Below are 25,171 nucleotides of genomic sequence, written 5' to 3' on the forward strand. Positions count from 1 at the left end.
TTGGACGGGTTCTGTTTTTCAACGTTTCAGGAACGCCGATATCTCGGCGTTGATGAATGCGCGATCCGCAGGGTAGTTGATCGGATTTCCGGCGCGGTGACCGTGGATCGACGGAATGGGGTGAAGTTCGGCCGACTTCGCATTGACGAGCTTGCCGATCTCGGCTTCGTTGTCGCGCACGTCGAAGTAACGGTCGGTCTGCCCCGGCATCAACAGCACATGCGCCCTGATCGCTGCGAGCGCGCGGTCGATGTCGCCGCCAAATTCCGGGCACTGGCTGATGTCGCCGCGCTGCCAGATGCCGATCTGCGCGAGCAGATCGTTGGCGTCGCGCCTCGAGAAGGCGATATCCCACGAGCCTGCCAAATAGTCTTCCAGCGAGTTGAAGCCGGCCTCGCGCCAGACCTCATCCCGGTAGAAGGCGTGCGACATCGCCCAGCCCGCATAGATGCGCCCCATGGCGCGAAGGCCGGCGGAAGGTTTGGCGCTGAAGCGGCCGTCCCTGAAATTGGGGTCCGTGGTCAGCGCCGCCTTCACGCCCTCGAGGAACACGTGATTATAGGGCGAGCATTTGGCGCTGCCGCAGACGATGGCGGCGCGTTCCACCATGTCGGGATGGCAGGCCGCCCAATGGTAGGCATGCATGCCGCCCATCGACCAGCCATAGACCAGCGCGATCTTCGCGATGCCGAACTGCTCGACCAGCAGGCGGCGCTGCACCGCGACCGCGTCGTGATAGCTGATCGCCGGAAACGGCGTGATCCCGGAATTCGATGGTGACGAGGACAGGCCGTTGCCGAACAGATTCGGGATGATGATGAAGTAGCGCTCGGGATCGAGGATGCCGCCGGGCTGGATCAGCCATTCGGTGTCGAAGTGCTGCGCGCTGAACGATGTCGGATAGACAATCACATTGTCCTTCCGCGCGTTCAGGCTGCCGTAGGTCTTGTAGGCGAGACGCATGGAAGGAAACATCACGCCCGACTGAAGCGGGACGTCGCCCGCCTCGAAGACCTGATAGTCGCCGCTGGTCGTCATTTGCCCGGCTCCGGTGCCTCGACATTAACTGTACTAATCGTACATTATATAGATACGATTGCAAGCCCGCGCCGAAGGCGCATGCCATCGCAGGTAACGCGCGTGCCATTGCAGGAACACGGTTTGACGGTGCGGCCGCAAGCAACGAATTGCTTCGATGGCACGCCCGCGGCCGATCCGCCGCCTCAGCTCCTCGCACCTTCCACCATAATACCGCACGAAGGGGGCTAGGCAGGCCACGCACGGACGTTACTATCGCCGCAAAACAAGCCGACCCAGGGAGAGAAAAACAATGAAGAATCATCTGATCTCGCGCCGTTCCGTTCTGGCCGGCACTGCCGCCGCAGGCGCGCTGAGCCTGACCGGCTTCCCGGCCCGCGCGGCCGAACCGCAGTGGAAGAAATACGCCGGCACCAAGCTTGAGGTGATCCTCGCCAAGGGTCCGCGCGGCGACAATTTTCAAAAGAACATCAAGGAATTTACCGAACTCACCGGCATCCAGGTCGAGTCGGAGCAGATCCCCGAACAGCAACAGCGCCAGAAGGCCGTGATCGAGCTCGCTTCGGGCAAGCCGAGCTTCGACGTGGTTCATGTCAGCTACCACGTGCAGAAGCGCCAGTTCGAGAAGGCCGGCTGGCTCGCCGACATCTCCGGCTACATGAAGGACCCGAATCTCACCGCGCCCGACCTCGTCGAAAGCGATTTCTCGGCCGGCGGCCTGCAATACGCCAAAAACGACAAGGGGCAGATGCACTCCCTGCCGTGGTCGGTCGACTATTTCATCCTCTATTACAACAAGGAGCTGTTCCAGAAGAAGGGCGTCGCGGTGCCCAAGACCTTCGACGAGATGGTCGCGGCGGCCGAAAAGCTCACCGATGCCAAGGAAGGCACGTTCGGCTTCGTCGGGCGCGGCCTGCGCAACGCCAACATGACGCTGTGGACCAACTTCTTCCTCAACGCCGGCGGCGAATTCCTCGATGCCAAGGGCGGCATCCTGACCGACGGCCCGGAGGCGATCGAAGCCACCAAACTGTACCAGACGCTGCTGACCAAGGTCGCGCCTCCCGGCGTCGCCGGCTTCAACTGGATGGAGTCGATGGCTTCCTTCACGCAGGGCCGCTCGGCAATGTGGATCGACGGCGTCGGCTGGGCGCCGCCGCTGGAAGACCCGGCCGCCTCGCGCATCGTCGGCAAGGTCGGCTACACCGTGGTGCCCAAGGGATCCAAGGGACAATATTCGGCAACCTATGGCGACGGCATCGGCATCGCGGCCGCCAGCAAGAACAAGGAAGCCGCCTATCTCCTGTGCCAATGGGCGGTGTCGAAGAAGCAAGGCGCGCGGCTGCTGCAGGCCGGCGGCGGCGTGCCGTTCCGGAGCTCCATCCTCAACGACCCGGAGATCCAGGCCGGCGTCAAGATGCCGAAGGAATGGCTGCAGTCGGTGATCGATTCCGCCAAGATCAGCAAGCTCGGCCTGCCCGTGATCATTCCGGTCGCCGAATTCCGCGATCTCGTCGGCGCGGCCCTCACCTCGACCCTCTCTGGTGCTGATCCCGCGACGGAGTTGAAGAAGGCTCATGAGCAGTTCCGCCCGATTCTGGAGCGCAGCGAAAAAGCGTGAAGGCCATAGCAGAAGTCACTCCGGCCGCGGCTGGTGCCGCGCCGGGGCAGGAATGGCGGCCACCGTCGTACTGGCCGTTCGTGGTGCCGGCGCTGGTCGTCGTGCTCGCCGTGATCGTGTTCCCATGGGTGTTCACGATCTGGATGAGCCTCAACGAGTGGAAGGTCGGCTCGCCGACCACCTTTGTCGGCTTCGCCAATTATCTGCGGATGCCGAACGATCCACGCTTCGTCGAAGCGGTCGGACACACCCTGCTCTACACCGCCCTGTCGGTGCTGCTGCCGCTGATCCTCGGCACCTTTGCGGCCGTGGTGTTTCACGCCAAATTTCCCGGCCGCGGATTCCTGCGCGGGGTCTTCATCATGCCGATGATGGCGACGCCGGTGGCGATCGCGCTGGTCTGGACCATGATGTTCCACCCGCAGCTCGGCATTCTGAATTACCTGCTGTCGCTGGTCGGCCTGCCACCGCAATTGTGGGTGTTTCATCCCGGCACCGTGATCCCCTCGCTGGTGCTGGTCGAAACCTGGCAATGGACTCCCCTGGTGATGCTGATCGTGCTCGGCGGCCTCGCCGCGATCCCGACCGAACCCTATGAGAGCGCGCAGATCGACGGCGCCAGCGTCTGGCAGGTGTTCCGCTACATCACGCTGCCGCTGATCACGCCGTTCCTGTTCATCGCCGGCATGATCCGCATGATCGATGCGGTCAAGAGCTTCGACATCATCTTCGCGATCACCCAAGGCGGCCCCGGCTCGGCGTCGGAGACCATCAACCTCTATCTCTACAGCGTCGCCTTCATCTATTACGACCTCGGCTATGGATCGGCGATCGCGGTGATCTTCTTCCTGCTGATCGTGGCGATGGCGGCGCTGATGCTGCATCTGCGCCAGCGCACGATGTGGACCGAGATCGGGAGCGGCGCATGAGCCTGCGTCAGATCCTCGGCAAGATCGGGCTGTGGTTTGCGATCTTCGTGGTCGTGTCACCCGCGATCCTGTTCTTTCTCTGGATGGCCTCGTTGTCGGTCAAGTTCGAGGTCGACAACGCGGCCTACCCGCCGGTGTTTTTCCCCGAGCGCTTTGCCTGGAAGAATTATGCCGACGTGCTCGCCTCCAACCGCTTCCTGACCTACTTCATCAACAGCCTCGTCGTAACCGGCACCGCAACCGGCCTCGCCATGCTGGTCGGCGTCCCCGCCGGCTACGGCATCGCGCGGATGGCCGCGCATAAATCCGCGATCGTGATCCTGATCGCGCGCATCACGCCGGGATTGTCTTATCTCATCCCGCTGTTCCTGCTGTTCCAGTGGCTCGGATTGCTCGGCACGCTGGTGCCGCAGATCATCATCCACCTCGTGGTCACGGTGCCGATCGTGATCTGGATCATGATCGGCTATTTCGAGACCACGCCGCTGGAGCTCGAGGAAGCCGCTTTGATCGACGGCGCCACGCGCTGGCAGGTGTTCCTTCACGTGGCGCTGCCGATCGCGCGTCCGGGGCTTGCGGTGGCCTTCATTCTCGCGGTGATCTTCTCCTGGAATAATTTCGTGTTCGGCATCGTGCTGGCGGGACGGGAGACGCGGACGCTACCCGTCGCCGTCTACAACATGATTTCGTTCGACCAGTTGAGCTGGGGGCCGCTTGCGGCTGCCGCGCTCATCGTGACCTTCCCCGTTTTGTTGCTCACGGTCTTGGCCCAGCGGCAGATCGTGGCGGGGCTGACCGCAGGCGCCGTCAAAGGCGGCTAGCTGCAAGCTCCGGCGCAAGGGCTTCCAGTACCGCGGCTGAGTTGGTGACCCAGCCGAAGATGCCGCCCTGGGCCTTGATCATCTTCAGGCCCATCTCGTGGAATTCGGGGAAGTAGGATGCGCAGCCGTCGGCCAGCACCACGCAGCGATAGCCGCGGTCGTTGGCCTCGCGCACGGTCGTGTTGACGCAGACTTCGGTGGTGACGCCACATACCAGCAGATTCTCGATGCCGTATTTCTCCAGCATGTCGCCAAGCTCGGTAGCGTAGAACGCGCCCTTGCCCGGCTTGTCGATCACGATCTCTGAGTCGAGCGGATAGAGCTCGGGAATGATGTCGTGGCCGGCCTCGCCGCGAATGAGAATGCGCCCCATCGGTCCGGGATCGCCGATCCGCAATGACGGCGCGCCGCGTTCGACCTTGGCCGGCGGCGCGTCGGACAGGTCGGGCAGATGTCCCTCGCGGGTGTGGACGACCAGCATGCCGGTTTCGCGCGCCGCCGACAGCACCGAAGCGATCGGCTTCACCGCGCGCGCGAGTTGCGACACGTCGTTGCCCAGCGTCTCGCCGAAGCCGCCGGGCTCCATGAAGTCGCGCTGCATATCGATGATCAGAAGCGCCGTAGCGGTCCAGTCGAGCGCGATCGGCTCCGGCTCGGCGGCGACCTTGCCGATGGATGGCCCCTTTGAGTTCGTCATGATGCAAACGCCCGACCGAGAGTAAGTTCCGGTGAGATTAAGCAAGGCGCATGCCATTGTACAATTCTTGCGCAAGCCGGGAATGAGTTGGCACGCTGGTTGCAAAATATCGCCGTATCGCAACGTCGAAATGCCGGCGGTCTGCCGCAGCGCCATAAACCTGGGAGGAACACATGAACGGGCTTGGAGGTCTCAACAAATCGCCGGAAGGCGTCGTGATCGGGCTGGTTCAACTGCAATTGCCTGTTGTCGTGACCAGGGCGGATCTCGCGCGGCAGACCGAGCGCATCATCTATATGGTCGGCAAGGCGCGGCGCAATCTCGGCACCATGGATCTCGTCGTATTTCCGGAATATTCGCTGCACGGGCTGTCGATGGACACCAACCCGGAGATCATGTGCCGGCTCGACGGGCCGGAAGTGGCCGCATTCAAGCAGGCCTGCATCGACCACAAGATCTGGGGCTGCTTCTCCATCATGGAGTTCAACCCGAACGGCAATCCCTATAATTCCGGCCTGATCATCGACGACAACGGCGAGATCAAGCTCTATTACCGGAAATTCCATCCCTGGATTCCGGTCGAGCCGTGGGAGCCCGGCGATATCGGCATTCCCGTAATCGAGGGACCGAAGGGCGCCAAGCTCGCGCTGATCATCTGCCATGACGGCATGTTCCCGGAGATGGCGCGCGAATGCGCCTACAAGGGCGCGGAGATCATGATCCGCACCGCCGGCTACACCGCGCCGATCCGCGAGAGCTGGCGTTTTACCAACCAGGCCAATTCGTTCCAGAATTTGATGGTGACCGCCAACGTCTGCATGTGCGGTTCCGACGGCTCGTTCGATTCCATGGGCGAAGGCATGATCGTGAATTTCGACGGCAGCATCATCGCCCACGGCACGACGGGGCGCGCCGACGAGATCATCACCGCCGAAGTCCGCCCCGACCTGGTGCGCGAGGCGCGGATCCACTGGGGCGTCGAGAACAACATCTACCAGCTCTGGCACCGCGGCTATGTCGCGGTGAAAGGCGGCGCGATGGATTGCCCGTATACGTTCATGCAGGACATGGTGGCGGGTACGTTCCGGCTGCCGTGGGAGGATCAGGTCAAGGTCACGGATGGGACGTCGTGCGGTTTTCCGGCGCCGACACGGATGTTCGGAAAAACGGCGAAGGCGGCGGAGTAGTGCGTCGCGCCTATCCTTCCGGTTGTCATCCCCGCGCATGCGGGGATCCAGTACGCCGCGGCTTCTCGGTTCTATCATCAGCGTCTCTGGAATACTGGGTCGCCCGGTTAAACCGGGCGATGACAACTGAATGTGTGTCTGCGATCTCGCGACGCATTGCGCCCGAGGTTTGCCAGAAACTTCCCGCCCTCTCATGAGAGGGCGCAGGGAAGACCGGGTGCGCGCTGCACCCGCGGTCTCGTGTGCGATTGTGCAACACGATGGTGCACACGAGCATACAGGGCAGCGGAGAGCATCCGGCCTTCCCTGCGCAATGGCTTTACGGCTTATGCCGTGATCTCCCCGGAGACGAGTTCTGGGTTGACTCCGTCACTATCGTTTCCGCTCACGCTTCTCCGACAGCTTGACGCCGGCAACGGGCGCCAGGACCACACGGTTTTGCCGTACGCTTATCCACGCCGTCGTCAGGCGTGAACCAGCGTCCACCGCATCCCGCCGCGCGTTCGTGACGTGCGCACGCCCCTCTTGTCGGGCAGGACGCGACGATTCAAACCGCTGATTTGCCCGACGAGGGAAGCGGAATTTTGCCCGTCGGGTTAATTTGTCGCAGCGCGAGGGAGCCGACCGTTCGCGTGGATGGCGCTTCCCTCACGCCACCAGCGCCGCATCCACCTCGGCCCCCTCGCCGCGCTGCGCCTTCAGCAGGCTGATGATCTCGGCATTGGGGCGGGCGCGGCTGAACAGAAAACCCTGGCCTTCGTGGCAGCCTTCGGTGCGCAGGCAGCTCAGTTCGGCCTCGGTCTCGACGCCTTCGGCGGTGATGGTGACGCCGAGGCCCTTGCCGAGGCTGATGATCGAACGCACGATCGCCTGCGCATCGCGGTTGGAGCCGACATCGCGCACGAACGACTGATCGATCTTGATCTTGTCGAACGGAAAGCTGCGCAAATAGCTCAGGCTGGAATAGCCGGTGCCGAAATCGTCCATCGAGATGCGGACGCCGAGCGAGCGCAGCGCATGCAGCGTCGCCAGCACCTGGCTGCTCTTTTCCAGCACCAGCGTCTCGGTGATCTCGAGTTCGAGCCGCGTCGCCGCCAGACCGGTTTGTTTCAACGTTTCCATCACCATCGACAGCAGATTGCCGACGCGGAACTGCAGCGGCGACAGATTGACCGCGACGCGGACGTCGTCGGGCCATTGCGCCGCATCCATGCAGGCGCGCCGCAGCATCAAGCCACCGACGGCGTTGATCAGGCCGGTCTCTTCGGCAACGGGGATGAACTCGCCGGGCGAGATCATGCCGCGTTCGGGATGCGGCCAGCGCACCAGCGCCTCGAAGCCGGTGACGCGACCGGACGAAAGGTCGACCAGCGGCTGATAATGCGGCCGCAGCAAATCGTTCTCGATCGCGTGGCGCAGCTCGATCTCGATCTTGCGGCGGGACTGGGCGCGGGCGTCCATTTCGGCCTCGAAGAAGCTGAACGTGCCGCGGAACTCGTTCTTGGCGCGCGACAGCGCCATGTCGGCGTTCTTCAGCAATCTGTCGGACTCGTCGCCGTCGCCGGGCGACATCGCGATGCCGATGCTGGCGCCGATCACCACCGAATGGCCGTCGAGCAGATAGGGGTCGCCGATCGCCTCCAGCAGGCGCCTGGCCAGCAGCACGGCGTCTTCGGGCCGCGTCACCCCGCTCTGGACGATCGCGAACTCGTCGGAGTTGAGGCGCGCCAGCACGTCCTCCTCACGCAGCGTCGATCGCAGTCGCTTGGCGACGCCGCGCAGCAGCTTGTCGCCGATGCCATGGCCGAGCGTATCGTTGACCGCCTTGAAATTGTCGAGGCCGAGCACCAGCACCGCCACCTTTTCTGCGCTGCGCCGCGTATGCAGCAAGAGATCGTCCATCTGCTGGCGCAGCAGGGTGCGGTTCGGCAATCCGGTCAGGCCGTCGTGCTGGGCCATGAAGGCAAGCCGCGCTTCGGCACGTTTGCGTTCGGTGATGTCCATCAACGCCAGCAGCACGGCCGGCTGGCCGCCGTAAACCAGCTGGCGCGAATAGATCGCCAGATCGATCAGCGCGCCGTCCGCCCTGACATGCTTCCAGGTTCGGGCCGCCTGTTCGTCGCTGCTGCGATCGCCCGCCCACGGCAATTCCGGATCGAATGCCTGCAGACTGCGGATCGTCAATCGCTCGAACTCGGAGCGGCTATGGCCGTAGTGCTGGATCGCGGCGTCGTTGACACCGAGGATGCGCTCACCATCCAGCGAACAGACGATCATCGGCACCGGGTTGCTGTCGAACAGCAGGCGGAATGACGCCTCGCGCTGTTTCAGCTCGGTAATATCGACGCGCAGGCCGATCACGCCGCCGTCTTCGGTGAGCCGCTCGTCGATCAGGATCACGCGGCCATCGGCCAGCGTCTGCTCGTGACGATCGCCGGGCTGGTGAAGCCTGGTCAGACGCTCGGTGAGCCATTCCTCCTCGCGGCCGATCGCCTCCGGATAATCGCCGCGCTCGACGCCGACGCGGATGGTGTCCGCCAGCCGCGCGCCCGGCTTGAACAAATCCGAGCTGCGGTCGTAGATCTCCGCATATTTCCTGTTCCAGAGAATGTAGCGGCCTTCGGCGTCGAGAAACACGATGCCTTGGGGCAGGATGTCGATCGCCTCGCGCAGCCGCTCATGCGATTTTCGCGCGTCGGCAATCGCGACCTCCGCCTCGGCGCGCGTGCGCATGATTTCGCTGCGCTCGGCGGCACCATGGCGGCGATCACCTGAAAGCTTTGGGCTGGGTTTTACCGGTCGACCGAACAGGCGAGCAATCGTAGTCCGCTTTGGTTGCTTGATTGTCTTTTGCCTTATCTTCGGCATAGCCGCGCCTCACCCGCCTTCTGCGTGCAATGTTCTCCGATAAGTGTCTGAAAAATTGGTATCTCTTGCCGGTTCGAAGCGCCCCGTGCCCGGCTCTCTGGTGCCCGCTGAAAAGGCCGGTTCACGCTATGCGTGTGGTGCCGCAACAGGCCGCGCGCGACCAAACGGGAATGCACAAGCAGAATCTCATCCAGCGCACGAAGAACACGCGACACGCATTCGGATTGCACACGGAATGCGCGAAATCTCGCGCCGGCGCATCAATACGCGCCAATGGTCGGCAGGGTTATTGAAGCGTTAAGCCGGCGCTGATCGTCGCACAGTGCGAGCAAGCCAAAAGTCTAAGCCGCGCGCACCGTGTCGAGGAATTTACCGACTTCCAGCCGAAGGCGGTTGCTTTCGCCGGACAGCGACTGAGCCGAGGAAAGAACCTGCGCGGAAGCGGAGCCGGTCCGGCGGGCACCCTGGTTCACATCGACAATGTTGGTGGCGACATCGGAGGTGCCCACTGCAGCCTGCTCGACATTGCGCGCAATCTCCTGCGTGGCGCTACCCTGCTGATCCACGGAGTTCGAGATCGTCGCCGCGATCTGCGAGATCCGGCCGATGGTGGTGCCGATCTGCTTGATCGCCAGCACCGATTCCTGGGTCGCCACCTGCATCCCGGCAATCTGGCTGCTGATTTCCTTGGTTGCATTGGCGGTCTGCGCGGCGAGCGCTTTCACTTCCTGAGCGACCACCGCAAAGCCCCGTCCCGAATCACCCGCGCGCGCCGCCTCGATGGTGGCGTTCAGCGCCAGGAGATTGGTCTGTTCGGCGATCGTGGTGATCAGATTGACGACGTCGCCGATCCGCAGGGCTGCCTTCGACAGCTCGTTGATGCGGGCGTCGGTCATTTCGGCCTGATTGACGGCTTCGCCGGCGATCCGGTTCGACTCCTGGACCTGGCGGCTGATTTCGGCGACCGAGGCGGTCATTTCTTCCGTCGCTGCGGCGACCGATCTGACGTTTGAGGAGGCTTCCTCAGACGCCGCCTCCACCCTGCCGGAGAGCTGCTGCGTCTCTTCGGCGGTCCGGCTCAGACTGGTCGCCGAGGCCTCGAGCTCCGTTGAGGCCGAGGATACGGTCTGCACGATCTCGCCGACCGCGGCCTCGAATTCGGCCGCGAGTTTCTGCATTTCCGTCTTGCGCTGGGCATGCGCTTGCTTTTCGGTTTCCGAACGTTCCGCGCGCAGCCGGTTCGATTCCAGCATGTTGTCCTTGAAGACCTGCAGCGCGCCCGCCATGTCGGCGATTTCGTCCGAGCCGCCGGTCGCGACATTGGTCGCCAGATCGCCCGCGGCAATCGACTTCATGCTGTTCTGCAGATGCACCAGGCGCCGCACCACGCCGCGCCCGACATAGTACCAGCCGATCACCAGCGCCGTTAAAAGGCTGACGAGCGCAAGACTGATCAGGATGATACGTCCCTGCCCGATCTCCGCCTCCGATTCGCGGACCGCGGTGGCGGCGCCCGCTTCGCTGCGCTTTCGCAGGCTGGCGACTTCCTTCTCGAACTCCTGGGCGAGCGTGCGGTTCTCCGTCACCACATTGGCGCCGGCCTTCGCGGCCACCAGTTCGCGTTGCTTGAGCTCGAAAATGTTGCCGGCGTCCTTGCCGGTCTTGACCAGCTCATCGACCAGTTTCGACGCCTCGGGATTCTTGAAGGCCGCGGCTGCCTTGCCAAGGCGGCCCGCGGTCGCCGTGAAGCGGTCCTTGACCGGCGGCAGCAGGTCGGCGGACGGCAGGTCGGCGGCCTCGACCAGGATTCCCAGTATCAAATTGGATTCCGCGCGCAACTCCAGGATGGCTTGCAGCGACGCCAGTTCGTTGTCGGCCAGCGCCGACAGCGTCTTCTGAACGACTTCCAGATCCTTGTTGTCGGCCGCGGTCTGCAGGCCCATCGTCAGGCTGAACCCGGCGTCATCGGCCATCGGCGCCAGTTTTTCGGCGAGCTTCTGATGCGATTTGCGCAGGCTCGCGACCAACGCGTCGCGCGAGGCGGCAATGGTCTGGCGTTCGGTCACGGATTGCAGCAGCCGGTCGAGATTGACCAGGATGCGATCGGCGGTCTTGCTGACTTTGGCGACATCGTCGGGAGCGAGCGCGCCGACGCTCTGTTTGAGCTCCTGACGCGCGGCCGTCAAAATTTTGGAGGCGTGATCGCGCTCGGCCTGATCGGTCGCGGCGAGCAGGCGCGGTGCCGCGGCGGCGACGTCGCCGGCGGCCCTGGCGACCTCGGAGGCCCGCGTGATCTCGGGCAGGCTCTTCTCGGAGATCGCGCCCAGCGAACGCCCGAGGCTGTCGTAGGAGATGATCGCGCTGCCGCTCGCCAGCACCGTGAGCGCGGCGACGACGCCGAAGGCCATAAACAAGCGACCGCGAAGGCCGAGGCGATACCACGACATGCCAGCGTTCATCGCAAAACTCCAAATAACAAATAACAACGGCAAAATAGCGCCGCGAGCAGCGGGGCGTTACCCGGTGCTCGCGGCTCGTTGTGCTTACGATCCGGTCTTCTCGAGCCGTTCGACCGCCTTGAAGCTGCCGTCCGCCTGGATCACGGTCAGGAACACTTCATTCGAGCCGCGGTTGCTGGTGGGGCTGTAGGAGAGCTTGAAGCCGCCGAGATCGAGGCTGCCGGCTTTTTGCACGGCGTCGATCATGGCCTGGCGGGTGAGGTCGCCATCAACCTTCTCGAGCGCTGCGGCAATCGCACGGCCGACGAGGTAACCCTCGAGCGAAACGAAGCCGGGCTGCGCGTCGGGCGCGCTGGCCTTGAGCGAAGCATGGTAGCGGCCGACCACCGGGATCGCCGCATCCTTCGGGAACGGAACGACCTGCGTGATCACGACGCCGGTGCCGGCCGCGCCGAGCTCCTTTGCAAGCGCATCGGACCCGACAAAGGAGATGTTCACAAAGGTGGCGTCGAGCTTGATCTGCTTGGCCAGCTTGATGAACTCAGCCGCGGGCTTGTAGGGGCTGATCATGATCACGGCCTGGGGCTCGGCCTTCTTGATCGACAGCAGCGCGGCTTTCACGGCCACGGTGTTGCGCTCGAAGGTGCCTTCGCCGGCAAGCTGCATCTGCCGCTTTTCGAGCGCCTTCTTGACGCCGGCAAGGCCGGCCTGACCGAAAGCGTCGTCCTGGTACATGATCGCGATCCTGGTCGCGCCGAGATCCTTGGTCACCCGTTCGACCATGGCTTCGGTTTCCTGGAAGTAGCTGGCGCGAATGTTCATCACCAGCGGCTTGTGCGGCTCGCGCAGGAATTCGGCGCCGGTGAAGGCACCGATGAAGGGCGCGCCTGCCGCATTTGCGATCGGCTGGGTGGCGGCTGAGGTCGGGGTGCCAACCGCGCCGACGAGCGCGAAGACCTTGTCTTCCTCCAGCAGCTTCTTGGCCGCTTCGATCGACTTGGTCGGCTCATATCCGTCGTCGACGCTCTTGAGTTCGAGCTTGCGGCCCTTGACGCCGCCGGCCTTGTTGATTTCCGCGAAGGCTGCTTCCAGCCCGATCTTCATGCCCTGGCCCAGGGCCGAGGCCGGCCCGTCAAGCGCCGCGGCCTGACCAAACACGATCTTATCGGCCGACACGCCGTTTTCGGCGGATGCGGGAATGCTCGTCGCGAGGAGAACAGCCGACGCAGCAAGGAAGGCGTTGAACGGAGTAGCTCGCATATGAATTGTCCTTTGGCGGGGTGTAATGGTCGAACGGATCTGCTGGCCCGCGTCATCGTTGGCATGACGACACAGCAACACTGCGTTGCGATTATGAGCCCGATAGCTTCAGAACAGATTAACGATTGACCGGTGCGTATTTGTACGGTTGCTGAATCGAGGCGAGGTTCACGGCCGGGTTGCACCTGTGAACACGCAGCCGCACAAGGCGACCAACTACACAATACCCAAGCGTGAATCGACACTTGCGCGGATCAGCGACAAGTGTCCGGAATTCTGGCGGTGACCGGCAAGGTTATCGAAGGGTTAAGATGATCGCCTGTCCGTGCGACACTGCAGGCGACCGCTCGTCGATACCATAACCTAGTTGATCTGGATCCGCGTATTGCGTTGGCCGCTGCGCTGGATCAGCGCGAACAGCGCCGCCGCATGCGACGGGTGCAGCCTGACGCAGCCATGCGAGGCTCGGCCGCCGAGCCGCCTGATATCCGTGGTGCCGTGAATGGCGAATCCGTGATGGAAGAAGATCGCGTGCGGCATCGGCGAATTGTAGTACTTGCGCGAATAATAATGCCGCGACATCCATTGCGGACGGAAGACGCCGCTCGGCGTGCCATAGCCGCTGCGGCCGGTCGAGACCGGCCAGCTGTACCGCGTCGCGCCGTCGATGCTAACAGCCATGCGCTGCGATGATTTGTCGATCTGGACCACGACAGCGGCGCGTGCCGGGCTCAGTGCCAATGCCGACATGAAAATCGCGGCCACAAATGACAGCCGCACACCCAATCGAAATTTCATAATGACGCCCTGCCGTCAAAAAAAGCTCTTTAATGGCGGCATGATGTGTTTTGGAAACGCGCCATTGTAAAGAGCGGTGGCCCCGCCGGGGGCAAAGGGTCCGAATTAATCTTAACCCGGGGCGACCGGAATAGCGTGGAAATGCCGCGTGCAGATGCTGTGGGAGATCAAACAATTGCGATTGGCGCGGTTGTCCCGCGGTGCCGATTCCATGTTACGTTTTGGGCAGCTAGAGTGATCCGATGACACCCCGCCTGATTCTGATCCCGCTCCTGGTCCTGATCGGTCTCGCCAATGCCACCATGGCATGGGCGCAGGACAAGGGCAGCGTTGACCCCAAGCCGCTGCCGCCGCTGGCCAATCCAAACGATCCCAACATTGCCGCCAAGGAATTGTTCGGCCGCAAGGTGCTGCCGGCGACGACGCCGACGCGGGTGCACGGCTTTTACGCCCATGGCTGCATCGCGGGCGCGGATGGACTGCCGATCAATGGCGACGCCTGGCAGGTGATGCGGCTGTCGCGCAACCGCTACTGGGGGCATCCCGACTTGGTCGCGCTGGTGAAGCGGCTGGCCAACAAGGCGCACAAGGATGCCGGCTGGCCCGGCATTCTGGTCGGCGACATGTCGCAACCGCGTGGCGGCCCGATGTTGACAGGCCACGCCAGCCATCAGGTCGGGTTAGACGCCGACATCTGGCTGACGCCGATGCCGAACCGCCGGTTATCGCGCAACGAGCGCGAGGAAATGTCGGCGATCATGATGGTGCGCTCCGACCGGCTCGATATCGATCCCAAAGTGTTCACACCTAGCCATCTGGTGGTGATCCGCGCCGCCGCGCAGGAGCCGACGGTGCAGCGCATCTTCGTCAATGCCGCGATCAAGAAGGCGCTGTGCCGCGAGGCCAAGGGCGATCGCAGCTGGCTGCACAAGGTGCGGCCGATGTACGGCCACGATTATCACTTCCACATCCGCATCAAATGCCCGCCCGGCGCCGGTGAATGCGAGAGCCAGCCCGATCCGACCGAAGGCGAAGGCTGCAGCACAGGCGACCTCGCCTTCTGGTTCAAGGATTCCGTGCTCCATCCGAAACCGCCGCCCGTCCCGCCGAAACCAAAGCCGCCGATGACGATGGCGCAGCTCCCCCCGGCCTGCAAAGCGGTGCTGACCGCACCGGATGCAAAGCAATAGCCGGTGGTGCGGAGCCTTTGCGCCGCGTCAACAATGCTGTAAGGTTGGTTCCGCGATCTTCCTGATGGACCGTAAGTCTCAGGAAAATGACCGGAACGGCGCTTCCGATTGTCGCATCCTTGACCCAACCAACGCCTGATTTGCGCGCGCCCACCGCGCCGCGGACTCGCACGGAGCGCCACCATGTATCGTCCCGCCGGAATTTTTACCGCCCTTTTCATTCTGCTCGGCGCGATCCATTCGCCCGCTGCCGCGCAGGACAAGACGATTACGGTGTTCGCCGCCGCCTCGATGAAGAATGCGCTCGACGACATCGATGCCGCCTATACCGCCAAAACCGGCGTCAAGGTCACCGTGAGCTATGCCGCGAGCTCGGCACTCGCAAAACAGATCGAACAGGGCGCGCCGGCCGACGTCTTCATCTCCGCCGACACCGACTGGATGGATTACGCGATCGGCAAAAAGAACATCCACGAGCCGACCCGGGTCAACCTGCTCGGCAATTCCATCGTACTGGTCGCGCCGAAGGATTCGAAGATCGACAATGTCAGCATCGGTGCGGGCTTCGACCTCGCCAAGCTCGCGGGCGACGGCAAGATCGCGACCGGCGACGTCAAATCCGTACCGGTCGGCAAATACGCCAAGGCCGCACTGGAGAAACTCGGCGCCTGGCAGGCGGCCGAGCCGAAATTCGCGATGGCCGACAGCGCGCGCGCGGCGTTGACGCTGGTGGCGCGCGGCGAAGCCGCACTCGGCATCGTCTATTCCACCGACGCGAAGGTCGAACCCGGCGTCAAGGTCGTCGGCACGTTCCCGGCCGATTCCCACCCCGCGATCATCTACCCCGTCGCGGCGACCACGACGGCGAAACCGGAAACGTCAGACTATCTCGCTTTCCTGCGCTCGACCGCGGCCAAGAACATCCTTGAGAAATACGGTTTCAAATTCCTGGTCAGTCCCTCGACCTGATGTTCGATATCTCGCCGACGGAATGGACGGCGATCCTGCTCAGCTTGCGGGTCGCCATCATCGCGACGCTGGTGGCGACGCCGTTCGGCATCGCGCTGGCGTGGCTACTGGCGCGGCACAATTTCTGGGGCAAGTCGATCCTCGACGCGCTGGTCCATCTGCCGCTGGTGCTGCCGCCGGTCGTGACAGGTTATCTGCTGCTGCTCACCTTCGGCCGCCGCGGCATGGTCGGCGCGTGGCTGGCCGACAATCTCGGCATCGTGTTCGCGTTTCGCTGGACCGGCGCCGCGCTGGCCTGCGGCGTGATGTCGTTTCCGCTTCTGGTGCGGCCGATCCGCCTCTCGATCGAGGCGATCGACCGGCGGCTGGAACAGGCATCGAGCACGCTCGGCGCGGCACCTTGGCAGGTGTTTGCGACCGTGACCCTGCCGCTGGCGCTGCCGGGCATTTTGGCCGGCATGGTGCTCGGCTTTGCCAAGGCGATCGGCGAGTTCGGCGCCACCATTACCTTCGTCTCGAACATTCCTGGCGAGACCCAGACGATTTCGTCCGCGATCTATTCGCTGATCCAGACACCCGACGGCGACCGCGCGGCGGGGCGGCTGGTGCTGATCTCCATCGTGATTGCGATGGGCGCGCTGATCGCATCCGAGTGGTTCGCACGGCGCGCCACGCAGCGCCTGCACGGGAACTGACCATGCTGCGCGTCGAGGTCACAAAGCAGCTTGGCGAGTTCTCGCTGGAAGCCTCGTTCACCAGCGAGGGCCGTGTCACCGGCCTGTTCGGCGCGTCCGGCGCCGGCAAGAGCTCGCTGATCAACATGATCGCGGGCTTGCTGCGGCCCGACCGCGGCGTCATCACCCTCGACGGCGAAACGCTCGACGACACCTCGACGGGCGCGCACGTGCCGCCGCACCGCCGCCGCATCGGCTACGTGTTCCAGGATGCGCGGCTGTTTCCGCATCTCGATGTCCGGCAAAATCTCGACTACGGCCGGCGCATGAACGACCTCGCCGAGGATCCGGCGCAGCATGCGCGCATCACCGATCTGCTCGACATCGGCGGCCTGCTGGACCGCCGACCCGGAAAACTTTCCGGCGGCGAGCGTCAGCGCGTCGCGCTCGGCCGCGCGCTGTTGTCGAAACCGCGATTGCTGCTGATGGACGAGCCGCTGGGCTCGCTCGACGAGGGACGCAAGGTCGAGATCCTGCCTTATCTGATCCGGCTGCGCGACGAAGGCATCCCGATGGTCTATGTCAGCCATGATGCCGCGGAGCTGCGCCAGCTCGCGACGCAGATCGTGATGCTGCGCAACGGACGCGTCACCGCACTCGGCGGCGTCAAGGTACTGACGGGCAGCACGCCGGCTTGATGTCGTCCGTGATCCAGATCACATCTGAACAACGATAAAATCGAAAAACGTCAGTGTTTATAGTCACTTCCTGAACACCCGTTCAGAAAAATCTTTCGAACTATTTTCGTGGACGACACGTCTCATAAGCGCATCAGGCAATCACGCCTAGCACAATGGAGACTACAAATATGTTCCGTAAAATCGCTCTTGCAGCCGCTGCCGCGATCGCTCTGACCGCTGCTGCTGTTGCGCCGGCTTCGGCCGGTGGCAAGGGTGGCCACGGTCATGGTGGTCATCACGGTCATGGCCATCACGGCCATCATCATGGTCATCATCACCACGGTCACGGCCATCATCACCACCACGGTCATCACCACCACGGCCATCATCATCACGGCCACTTCTACATCGGCGGAAGCTGCTGGCGGACGGTGTGGACCGACTTCGGACCGCGTCGCGTCTACGTTTGCGGCCGCTATCTGTAAGCTGACGGCCATCGCAAGAAGGCCTCAGCCGAAGGCTGGGGCCTTCTCCCTTTCGCAGGGTTCGCCGTGACGAAATCTGGCGAAGCGACGTTTTAGCTCACGCGCTTGCCTGCGCGGTGCGCACCCAGCACGTCACGCAACGCCTGGATCTTCGGCGAGCCCGCGCCCTTGCGCCAGATCAGGTAGGTATCCGCCCTGTTCTCGCCCGGCGGCAACCGATGAACCCGCAGGCGCTTGCTCTCCGGAAACGTGGTGAGAACGCTTTTCGGCAACAGCGCAACGCCCATTCCCGCCGCCACACATCCAAGCATCGCATGGTAGGAGCCGAGTTCGATCGTGCGTTCCGGCATCTGGTCGCGAAGCGCGTACCAGTCCTCCAGCCGCTTGCGATGCGGGCAGCCGTGCTCGAAGGCAATGATGGTTCTCGGAAAGTATTCTGTCTTGCCTTTGTTCTTACCTTGACCGATCGCCGGCATGCCGGCCGCGGAAACGATCACCGGCTCCTCCTCGAACACCGCGACCTTTTCGAACAAGGCGTCCGCTATCGGCAACGTCACCAGCGCAGCATCGAGCTCGCCGGCCAGGATGGCCTTTGAAAGCGTCGGCGGATTGCCGGTGCGCAGTTCGAACTCCACCTCCGGATAGAGACGATGATATTCGCTGACCGGTCCCGGCAAGCGAACGGCCGCGGTGCTCTCCATCGCGCCCAGGCGAAAGATTCCCCTCGGCCGCGGATCCTGCACCGCGTTGCGCGCTTCATCGGCCAGCGCGAGCAGGCGGTCCGCGTAATCGAGCAGCACCTGACCGGCCGGGGCAAGGTGCAGGCGCTTACCCTCGCGAATAAAGAGCGCAACGCCGATGTCGTCCTCGAGCTGGCGGATCCGTGTCGTGACGTTGGATTGGACGCGATGCAAATGCTCCGCGGCGCGCGTCACGCCGCCCTCGCGTACGACCGCACTGAAGATCTTCAGATCGGACAAATCCATACATCTCTCCACGGGATCATAATCATCATAATAATTCATTTTATGTGATGCATGGCCCGCCGTAAAGAGCTCCCATCGCAGCGCTCCGGAAGACCCGGCGGCGCAAGCCGCGATCGATGGAGGTCACGATGGCAACAGCCCATGGAATGCAAGGCGACCCGTCAGACATCCGCCGGGCCTCGCCGGTGACGCGTCTGCTACTGACGGAGCGGATGGTCCGACAGGCGCGAACCGCCAGAGCTGCGGCTATCGGTAACACCGTCGCTCGGGGGTTCGCGGCTGCCGCGCGCGGCGTGCGCCTGCTGTCATCGGTCGCCTGTGACGCGTTCGCCTTGCGCGACACCCTCATGCCCGCGCGCAGGCGCAGCCGAACGCACCATCTCAATCACCATCAGTGACAATGAAACGACGACGCCACCGGCATTATCTCTGAAGGAAGAACGATCATGCTGATCACGATCATCAGACTCGCCCAATCCAACACCGGTGCTCTCGCCGCCAGCACCTTTCGTGCCCTGCGAACAGCCGGCGCGGCGCTTTGGAGCTGGCGGCAACAGCGACGGGCGGCGTCGGAGTTACACAGCATGAGCGACCACTCGCTGAGGGATATCGGCATCGCGCGAAGCTACATCGACGAACAGGTGCGCCTTGCCGCCAAACGCTACGCGCGGCCGCGCAACTCAACCAGATTGACCTGATTTTACATCACCAGACCTGAAACGGAGAAACATCATGGCCAAAGCATACTGGATCGTACGCGTCAGCGTTCATCAGCCGGCGCAATACCCTGACTACCTCGCCGCGGCGCGGCCGGCCTTCGAAAAATTCGACGCCAAATTCATCGTACGCGGCGGCGCGTACGAGCTGATGGAGGGACAGGCACGCGAGCGCAACGTCGTGGTCGAGTTCGCGGATTTCGCAACGGCGACCGCCTGCTACCGCAGCGACGAATATCAGAAGGCAAAGGCGATCCGCCAGGCGAACGCGGATGCCGACTTCATCATCATCGAAGGCGCAACCTAGACGACTTCGCGCGCACGCAAATCCGCGATCGCGCCCGCATCGTAGCCGAGCGAGGCCAGCACCTCGTCGGTATGGGCGCTGAGTTCGGGCGCCATGCGGTCGAGCTTGCCGCCGCCATGGGCGAGCTGAAAACCGCTGCTGGCAAAACGAAGCCGGCCATAGGGCGTGTCGATTTCCTGAATCGCGCCGCGCGCTGCGATCTGCGGATGATCGATCACTTCCTCGACCTTCCAGATGCTGGCGCAGGGCGCGCCAGCCGCTTCCAGGACGGTCTCCCACTCGCGCGGGTCTTTCTTCGACAGGGCGTCCTCGATGATGGCGCGCAAGGCCGGCTCGTTTTCCTGCCTCGCGAACCAGTCGACGAAGCGCGGGTCTTCCAGCGCATCAGTGCGGCCGAGCGCCTTCATCAGCGACTGATACTGTTTCTCGCTGTTGACGGCGAGCAGGAGATAACCGTCGCCGGCCTTGAACAGATTGGCGGTCGGCCGGCGGCTGACGGCCTGATTGCCTGACAGTTGCTGGCGATGACCGGCCACCGCGTAATCCGCCACCTGACCTGAAAGAAACGCCAGCGTCGCCTCCAGCATGGAGACGTCGACCATCTGTCCCTTGCCGGTATGGGTGCGCTGGAACAGCGCGCTGGAGACACCGAACGCCGCGGTCGAGCCGGACAACACGTCGCAAACCGCGAAGCCGGCGCGGGTCGGTCCGGTCTCGGCGTGGCCTGTAATGGACATGATGCCCGATAGGGCCTGGATCTTGCCGTCATAGCCGGCGCCAAGCCGGGCCGGACCGGTCTGGCCAAAACCCGAAATCGCGCAATAGATCAGCCGCGGATTGATTTCAGAGAGCGCCGCATAGCCGATGCCGAGCTTGTCCATCACGCCGGGACGGAAATTCTCCATCACCACGTCGGCCTGCGCCGCGAGCTGCTTGACGATCGCGATCGCTTCCGGCTTTTGCAGGTCGAGCGTCAGGCTGCGCTTGTTGCCGTTGATCGCCTGCCAGCCGGGAGCGAGACCGCGCTCGGCCCATTCGCGGGAGAGCGGCGTGCGGCGCATGTCCTCGCCCTCGCGCCGCTCCACCTTGATGACGTCGGCGCCGAGCAGCGCGAGCTGGTAGCTCGCATAGGGGCCGGCCAGCACCTGCGTGAAGTCGAGAATCTTCACGCCTTCGAAGGGTCGGGTCAATTCAGTTTCCTCCGGAGAGTGCGGTGGAAGGAGCGGTCAACCAACCAAGTCCGTCATTGCCTGCGACAAACGCGAAGCGTTTGCGCAAGGGAGCCCTTGCGACGAAGCAATCCATTCTTTCTTTGCGCGGAGAGATGGATTGCTTCGCTTCGCTCGCAATGACGACGCTGGCGGCGCCCCGCCTCACGCCGCGCGGTTGCCGCGCGCGATTTCTTTCTGCTTGTCGAACTCGGCGCGGCGGCGGGCCAGTTCTTCCGGGCTCATCTGCGCGATGTTGTTGTAGTCGAGCTTCCAGGAGGCATCGTCGCTCCAGCGCAGCGGCGATTGCATCGTGGTGCGCGCGCCGGACGCGGTTTCCAGAACACGCAGCGCCAGCTCGAGCGTCTGCGCCTGCGAGGCCACATCCTGCGGCTTGCCGGCGGAGTTGCCGAGCGGAAAGTCCGAAAACAAAAAGCGCGGCACGGCCGCGTGCTCGACGATGTCCTTGGCACAGCCAATCACGACGGTGGCGATGCCGTTGGCTTCGAGGTGGCGCGCGACCAGTGCCGAGGTCTGGTGGCACACCGGACAGTTCGGCACCAGCACGGCGACATCGACCTTGTCGGCGAGACAACGTTCAAGAATCTCCGGCGCGTCGGTGTCGATGGTGACGCGATGGCTGCGATTGGTCGGCGCGCCGAAGAAGCGCGGCGCCACCCCGCCGATCCGCCCCGCGGCCTGCGCCTTCAGGAGCTGCGGCAGCGGAAACCAGGTGCCGCTGTCGGTTGCTGACGTGTGCTTGCGGTCATAGCCGATATGCGAGATCCGCAGATCGTGCTGTTTCGAAGTATCGCCGTCATAGACCGTGTAGAATTTCGCGCCGCCATTATACGCGGCGCCCGGCCCCTGATCGCCCTTGGTGGGATCATATTGCGCGGCTGTGGTAACGATGGTCACGCGCGATTGCGCCAGCGGCTTTTTCAGCGGCTGGAACGGCGCATCGACGTAATGCGCCCAGCGGTAGGGCGTGGTGTAACCGATCGCCGCGTAATAATCCCGGGTCCGCTGCATATAGGGGACCGGAGCATCGTAGTCGGGCGCAAAGCCCAGTTGATCGTCGGACGGGCCGGACATTGTTGTGTCTCCTGCGTTTCCACCGTGAGGGCGCTGATCTGGCTTGAGCCCAAGCTAGTGATAGTCAGCCTGTTCCTCAACAGCGGATATTGCATGAGCCAGGACCAATGACCATGCGCGGCGCTACCTAGTCGTCCTCCTCGGCCGGCTCACCAATTCTGCATGGGCGCAAGGCATCGCCGCCCTTGAGCACGATGATCGAGACCGCCGCATGATTCTGCCTGAAGTCGTTGAGGCGGAAGATTCCGGCGGCGTAGCGTTCGCGCAGGCCTTGTTCCACCCTGGCGTCGATCGGATCACGGAAGATTTCGCGCGCACGCATCAAACCCAAATCGCCATGGTCGCGGTACAGAGTCGAGGTGTGCTGCAAGCGGGAGGACAGATACCAGAACATCGCCGAGCGGTATTCCTTCAAGGCGTCTTTCGGGCAGGACTGCGGCGTACAGACACGCAGAGCCAGCGTGATCTTGTCGGGGTCAAAGTTGGGGAAACGATCATCGATCGAACGCCCGCCGCGGTCGCGCGAGCCGCGCGAGGGAATCGCTTTCGTTCCAGCGACATGCTGGCGGCCGTAGCAGGCCGGCGCGGCCTTCGGCTCGGACATGTACTTTTCCACGCGGGCGAAAACACCGAAACCGACCATCGCGATTCCGCCGACGGCCAGACCCGTGGCCACCGCGCGCCAGCGGGTGAAGAAGCCCGAGGGCAAGCCTTGTTCGAGCATGCTCATCCGCATGCATTCTTGCTGGGTTGAGCAGGGCCTACAACAGGCATCGGGGGCATCCCGCGCGGCGGCGGCGGACTTCCGAAGACGCCCGGCGTTCGGTTCGACATGAGCCGGGCAACATCGCTGGCCGGGATGTAACCGTCGGCTTCGAGCGCGACCAGTCCTTCCTTGAGTTGCGGATCGATCCGGGCGCTGGGCATGCCGGCCGCGTCTTGCTTGTAATCGATCGGCCCGCCGGCAATCATTGCCGATGGGCTGCCCGCCTGTATTTGCCATTCTTCACGCGCCTGAACGACCAGCTTGGCATACTGCCGAACCGCCTCGTACAAATGATCCCGGTGCGGCTTCTGACAGAAGCGCTGCGGCTGTTCCCTGGTCAGGCACGCCACATAGGCGCCGCCGCGCACGACCCGGTGCTCGACGATATAGAGGCTATCGAAAGCTGCGTTCCTCTGCGTCGCGGTCAATTCGGCCGTAGCGGCGCGGTCGGTGCAGATGCGATGAACCCGCTGCAACAGCGCGTCACCGCCGCCGGCCTGCTCGATCGCCGCCGCCGGGTTGCCGGCGTTGGCGGTTTCGACGAAACCCCGGTCGAGCGCTTTGCCCGCCTGCTTCATGAAGTAGACACTGGCGCCTCCGATGGCGAATGCCAGTGCGACTCCGAGCGCCATGCCGCCGACCTGCTTGACCAGCGGCGGCATCCCGCCGCCAGAAGACGCCGGGATCGGCCGCGACGCCTCCGGCACCGGCTGTATCCCGCGCCGGCCGAACCCGCCATCCTGTCGACTCATGGCCTCTCCTTTCGATCAGCGGCGCGCGCGCTGCTTGCACAGGCGATCCAGGTCGCCGGCGTACATGGTTTTGTCGGTAGAGCCGTCGCTCTGCGCCAGACCCGAAGTCGGCGTGATGCGGGATGGATTGAGCAACAGGGTGTAGCGGATAGCATCGAACGGCAAACCAAAATGATCGGCCCAGTTCTGCAACGACGTACACAATCCCTGACGGTTACTGACTTCGCCGCCGGTCGGGTCCACGGGGCGCGCGAAACTGGGAGCGCCAAACGCGCCGATCCGGAAGCCCGCCAGCGAGCCCGGTTGAGCGTCGGATACGTCAAAGGCCGCATAGCCCTCAAATCCGACGCGGGGCGCCGATCCAGGCGTCAAGCCTTGCAGGCGCCAGCGGATCGGCTGATCGGCGATGATGACGACCGCATCGCGCGGAGCCTGTTTGAGGTCGAGTTGCAGAACCCGATAGCCGTCCTGATCGACAGCCTGTCGCGCCTGCGACGACGTTCCCCCGCCACCCGGTTTTGTGCTGTCGAATGCGACCGCGATAATCTGAAGCGATGCGGTCGTGCCGGAGGCCATTTCCGGCCTGCCCGTGAGCGCCCTGAGCCTCGCGATCTGCCGCCCGCGTTCCTTATCCAACACCGAGGTGACGATGCCTGGCTTCGATGCCGGCTCGTCGCGGGGACCGGCCTGCTCCAGAATCTGCTGAAACCTGTCATTGTTGCGGCCGGCGACCGAGCCGAGCACGTGCCCGTACGTCATCGTCAGCACGACAAGCGGCGTGGCGATAAAACCGAGCACCGTGAACCAGACAAGAAAGCGAATGACCTGATCAAGCAGCGGCGGTCGCGGCGGAGGATCTGTTTGCGTCACACTCATCAACGGCCCCGATGGCCGCCGGTGGGAGCGCGACCTTACGGCCCGAAGTTACACGGAGAGGTTGAAAGGCTTTTTTGAGTACCAGACTAAAAGTCGCGCGATCCTGGCCATGTTTGATTAACGGGTTGTGCCTTTTCGAGACGACGCCTCAGACCCCCGGGAGTATCTCCAGGCTCCCGAGCACCCGTTCTTGTGGAGCCACCATCATGTCTTGAGAGAGCGATCGCCGGCGTTTTCAGTCTCGACTAGCATCAGACCCATAAATTCTTGGCCTTCAACGGAGAAAAAGAGGATGCCGTGAAATTCGCGTCCGACTAAACTAAATTGATCCAACTCGTCTCCAGGACGAAGGGTTTCCAAGCGCATCAGAAGCCATTCGACTCCCTGTATCGGTTTCTTCGTATACTCGACATTTTTCAGTCTTGTGCCCCACAACCTAATCGCTTCAGACGCTGAAATGCGCGAAGCGCTCTCCAACGTGGGCTCTTCATCGGTGGAAGTTAAAAACAATTTTGCTAGGTCAACACTTTCCGAGTGAGGCAAGGTTTCAAGGCGACGAAGCAGGCTCTCTCTACCGATTGTCATGACAGCACCTTCGCACCAAACCGAATTCCTCGCAGCAAGCTTTCACCTTCGCCATATCTACCCGGCGACCATGCGCCCTATTCCCTCCACACAGGCAGCGTGGCTCGCGGCGAGACCCCCACCCCAGCCCTCCCCCGCAAGCGCAGGGGAATCGCATATGGATTTGGCTCTGCTATTGCATTGAAGGGTAAGACGGATTCTGAA

24 protein-coding genes are annotated in these 25,171 nt (G+C 63.2%); 10 read left to right on the forward strand and 14 right to left on the reverse strand.

Features of this window, described 5'->3' with window-relative positions; all coding sequences use genetic code 11:
* Nucleotides 1–18: 18 nt before the first annotated feature.
* On the reverse strand, nt 19–1,038 hold the full coding sequence (locus JQ641_RS10040; RefSeq protein WP_211995796.1) for an alpha/beta fold hydrolase: 1,020 nt from the start codon (nt 1,036–1,038) through the stop codon (nt 19–21).
* A gap of 292 nt (nt 1,039–1,330) precedes the next feature.
* Here JQ641_RS10040 and JQ641_RS10045 point away from each other — a divergent pair, with 292 nt between their 5' ends.
* The 3 genes from JQ641_RS10045 to JQ641_RS10055 are packed head-to-tail and all read left to right on the forward strand — an operon-like array spanning nt 1,331 to nt 4,409.
* On the forward strand, nt 1,331–2,659 hold the full coding sequence (locus JQ641_RS10045; protein ID WP_211995797.1) for an ABC transporter substrate-binding protein: 1,329 nt from the start codon (nt 1,331–1,333) through the stop codon (nt 2,657–2,659).
* A 5-nt stretch (nt 2,660–2,664) separates the two neighbouring features.
* Entirely contained in the window at nt 2,665–3,588 is a 924-nt protein-coding gene (locus JQ641_RS10050) for a carbohydrate ABC transporter permease (RefSeq protein WP_502754944.1), read from the forward strand.
* A complete protein-coding gene (locus tag JQ641_RS10055; RefSeq protein WP_192734924.1) occupies nt 3,585–4,409 on the forward strand; it encodes a carbohydrate ABC transporter permease in 825 nt (274 codons plus the stop codon). Before JQ641_RS10050 ends, JQ641_RS10055 begins: the two co-directional genes overlap by 4 nt.
* Here the strand turns inward: JQ641_RS10055 and JQ641_RS10060 are convergent.
* The gene (locus JQ641_RS10060; protein ID WP_211995799.1) at nt 4,396–5,106 is read right to left on the reverse strand and encodes a cysteine hydrolase family protein; all 711 of its coding nucleotides are present in this window, start codon (nt 5,104–5,106) and stop codon (nt 4,396–4,398) included. The two genes, JQ641_RS10055 and JQ641_RS10060, sit on opposite strands and share 14 nt — an antisense overlap.
* 173 nt (nt 5,107–5,279) lie before the next feature.
* Here JQ641_RS10060 and JQ641_RS10065 point away from each other — a divergent pair, with 173 nt between their 5' ends.
* The gene (locus JQ641_RS10065; RefSeq protein WP_211995800.1) at nt 5,280–6,293 is read left to right on the forward strand and encodes a formamidase; all 1,014 of its coding nucleotides are present in this window, start codon (nt 5,280–5,282) and stop codon (nt 6,291–6,293) included.
* Between the two features lie 648 nt (nt 6,294–6,941).
* On the opposite strand, the gene JQ641_RS10070 is transcribed toward JQ641_RS10065, so the two are convergent.
* From JQ641_RS10070 to JQ641_RS10085, 4 genes are all read right to left on the reverse strand, one after another.
* Nucleotides 6,942–9,161: an EAL domain-containing protein gene (locus tag JQ641_RS10070; protein WP_211995801.1), complete on the reverse strand. Its 2,220-nt coding sequence runs from the start codon at nt 9,159–9,161 to the stop codon at nt 6,942–6,944.
* A 341-nt stretch (nt 9,162–9,502) separates the two neighbouring features.
* Nucleotides 9,503–11,620 (reverse strand): methyl-accepting chemotaxis protein, encoded by a 2,118-nt coding sequence (locus JQ641_RS10075; RefSeq protein WP_249150304.1) that lies wholly within the window; start codon nt 11,618–11,620, stop codon nt 9,503–9,505.
* 84 nt (nt 11,621–11,704) lie between these two features.
* Nucleotides 11,705–12,880 (reverse strand): ABC transporter substrate-binding protein, encoded by a 1,176-nt coding sequence (locus JQ641_RS10080; protein ID WP_211995802.1) that lies wholly within the window; start codon nt 12,878–12,880, stop codon nt 11,705–11,707.
* Between the two features lie 363 nt (nt 12,881–13,243).
* Complete coding sequence (locus tag JQ641_RS10085; RefSeq protein WP_211995803.1) at nt 13,244–13,678, reverse strand: L,D-transpeptidase; 435 nt, start codon at nt 13,676–13,678, stop codon at nt 13,244–13,246.
* 242 nt (nt 13,679–13,920) lie between these two features.
* Between JQ641_RS10085 and mepA the strand changes: the two genes are divergently transcribed.
* The 4 genes from mepA to modC all read left to right on the forward strand — a co-directional run bounded on the left by mepA (nt 13,921) and on the right by modC (nt 17,209).
* Entirely contained in the window at nt 13,921–14,868 is a 948-nt protein-coding gene (mepA, locus tag JQ641_RS10090; RefSeq protein ID WP_211995804.1) for a penicillin-insensitive murein endopeptidase, read from the forward strand.
* Nucleotides 14,869–15,051: 183 nt separating this feature from the next.
* Nucleotides 15,052–15,837 carry a molybdate ABC transporter substrate-binding protein gene (modA, locus tag JQ641_RS10095; RefSeq protein WP_211995805.1) on the forward strand — a complete coding sequence of 262 codons (786 nt, stop codon included), beginning with the start codon at nt 15,052–15,054 and terminating at the stop codon, nt 15,835–15,837.
* Entirely contained in the window at nt 15,837–16,532 is a 696-nt protein-coding gene (gene modB / locus JQ641_RS10100; protein ID WP_192739217.1) for a molybdate ABC transporter permease subunit, read from the forward strand. Before modA ends, modB begins: the two co-directional genes overlap by 1 nt.
* A gap of 2 nt (nt 16,533–16,534) precedes the next feature.
* Nucleotides 16,535–17,209, forward strand: a complete 675-nt coding sequence (gene modC, locus JQ641_RS10105; RefSeq protein ID WP_211995806.1) for a molybdenum ABC transporter ATP-binding protein — start codon at nt 16,535–16,537, stop codon at nt 17,207–17,209.
* 122 nt (nt 17,210–17,331) lie between these two features.
* Here the strand turns inward: modC and JQ641_RS10110 are convergent, their stop codons facing one another.
* Together JQ641_RS10110 and JQ641_RS10115 are read right to left on the reverse strand one after the other, a co-directional pair.
* Nucleotides 17,332–17,583 carry a hypothetical protein gene (locus tag JQ641_RS10110; protein ID WP_211995807.1) on the reverse strand — a complete coding sequence of 84 codons (252 nt, stop codon included), beginning with the start codon at nt 17,581–17,583 and terminating at the stop codon, nt 17,332–17,334.
* A 185-nt stretch (nt 17,584–17,768) separates the two neighbouring features.
* Entirely contained in the window at nt 17,769–18,662 is an 894-nt protein-coding gene (locus JQ641_RS10115) for a LysR family transcriptional regulator (RefSeq protein ID WP_211995808.1), read from the reverse strand.
* Nucleotides 18,663–19,108: 446 nt separating this feature from the next.
* On the opposite strand from JQ641_RS10115, the gene JQ641_RS10120 reads away from it, so the two are divergent.
* Together JQ641_RS10120 and JQ641_RS10125 are read left to right on the forward strand one after the other, a co-directional pair.
* Nucleotides 19,109–19,360 carry a DUF1127 domain-containing protein gene (locus JQ641_RS10120; protein WP_211995809.1) on the forward strand — a complete coding sequence of 84 codons (252 nt, stop codon included), beginning with the start codon at nt 19,109–19,111 and terminating at the stop codon, nt 19,358–19,360.
* A 34-nt stretch (nt 19,361–19,394) separates the two neighbouring features.
* Nucleotides 19,395–19,685, forward strand: a complete 291-nt coding sequence (locus tag JQ641_RS10125; protein ID WP_211995810.1) for a DUF1330 domain-containing protein — start codon at nt 19,395–19,397, stop codon at nt 19,683–19,685.
* Here JQ641_RS10125 and JQ641_RS10130 read toward each other — a convergent pair.
* The 6 genes from JQ641_RS10130 to JQ641_RS10155 all read right to left on the reverse strand — a co-directional run bounded on the left by JQ641_RS10130 (nt 19,682) and on the right by JQ641_RS10155 (nt 24,967).
* Entirely contained in the window at nt 19,682–20,875 is a 1,194-nt protein-coding gene (locus JQ641_RS10130; protein WP_211995811.1) for a CaiB/BaiF CoA transferase family protein, read from the reverse strand. The two genes, JQ641_RS10125 and JQ641_RS10130, sit on opposite strands and share 4 nt — an antisense overlap.
* Before the next feature lie 183 nt (nt 20,876–21,058).
* The gene (locus JQ641_RS10135) at nt 21,059–21,988 is read right to left on the reverse strand and encodes a glycine reductase (RefSeq protein ID WP_211995812.1); all 930 of its coding nucleotides are present in this window, start codon (nt 21,986–21,988) and stop codon (nt 21,059–21,061) included.
* Between the two features lie 127 nt (nt 21,989–22,115).
* A complete protein-coding gene (locus tag JQ641_RS10140) occupies nt 22,116–22,718 on the reverse strand; it encodes a hypothetical protein (RefSeq protein WP_211995813.1) in 603 nt (200 codons plus the stop codon).
* Nucleotides 22,715–23,506, reverse strand: coding sequence for a hypothetical protein (locus tag JQ641_RS10145; protein WP_211995814.1), 792 nt, complete (start codon nt 23,504–23,506; stop codon nt 22,715–22,717). Before JQ641_RS10145 ends, JQ641_RS10140 begins: the two co-directional genes overlap by 4 nt.
* Nucleotides 23,507–23,521: 15 nt before the next feature.
* The gene (locus tag JQ641_RS10150) at nt 23,522–24,385 is read right to left on the reverse strand and encodes a hypothetical protein (RefSeq protein WP_211995815.1); all 864 of its coding nucleotides are present in this window, start codon (nt 24,383–24,385) and stop codon (nt 23,522–23,524) included.
* Nucleotides 24,386–24,586: 201 nt separating this feature from the next.
* Nucleotides 24,587–24,967 (reverse strand): hypothetical protein, encoded by a 381-nt coding sequence (locus tag JQ641_RS10155; RefSeq protein ID WP_211995816.1) that lies wholly within the window; start codon nt 24,965–24,967, stop codon nt 24,587–24,589.
* Nucleotides 24,968–25,171 lie beyond the last annotated feature (204 nt).

The sequence above is a fragment of the Bradyrhizobium sp. JYMT SZCCT0180 genome, assembly GCF_018130165.1.
GTDB lineage: Bacteria > Pseudomonadota > Alphaproteobacteria > Rhizobiales > Xanthobacteraceae > Bradyrhizobium.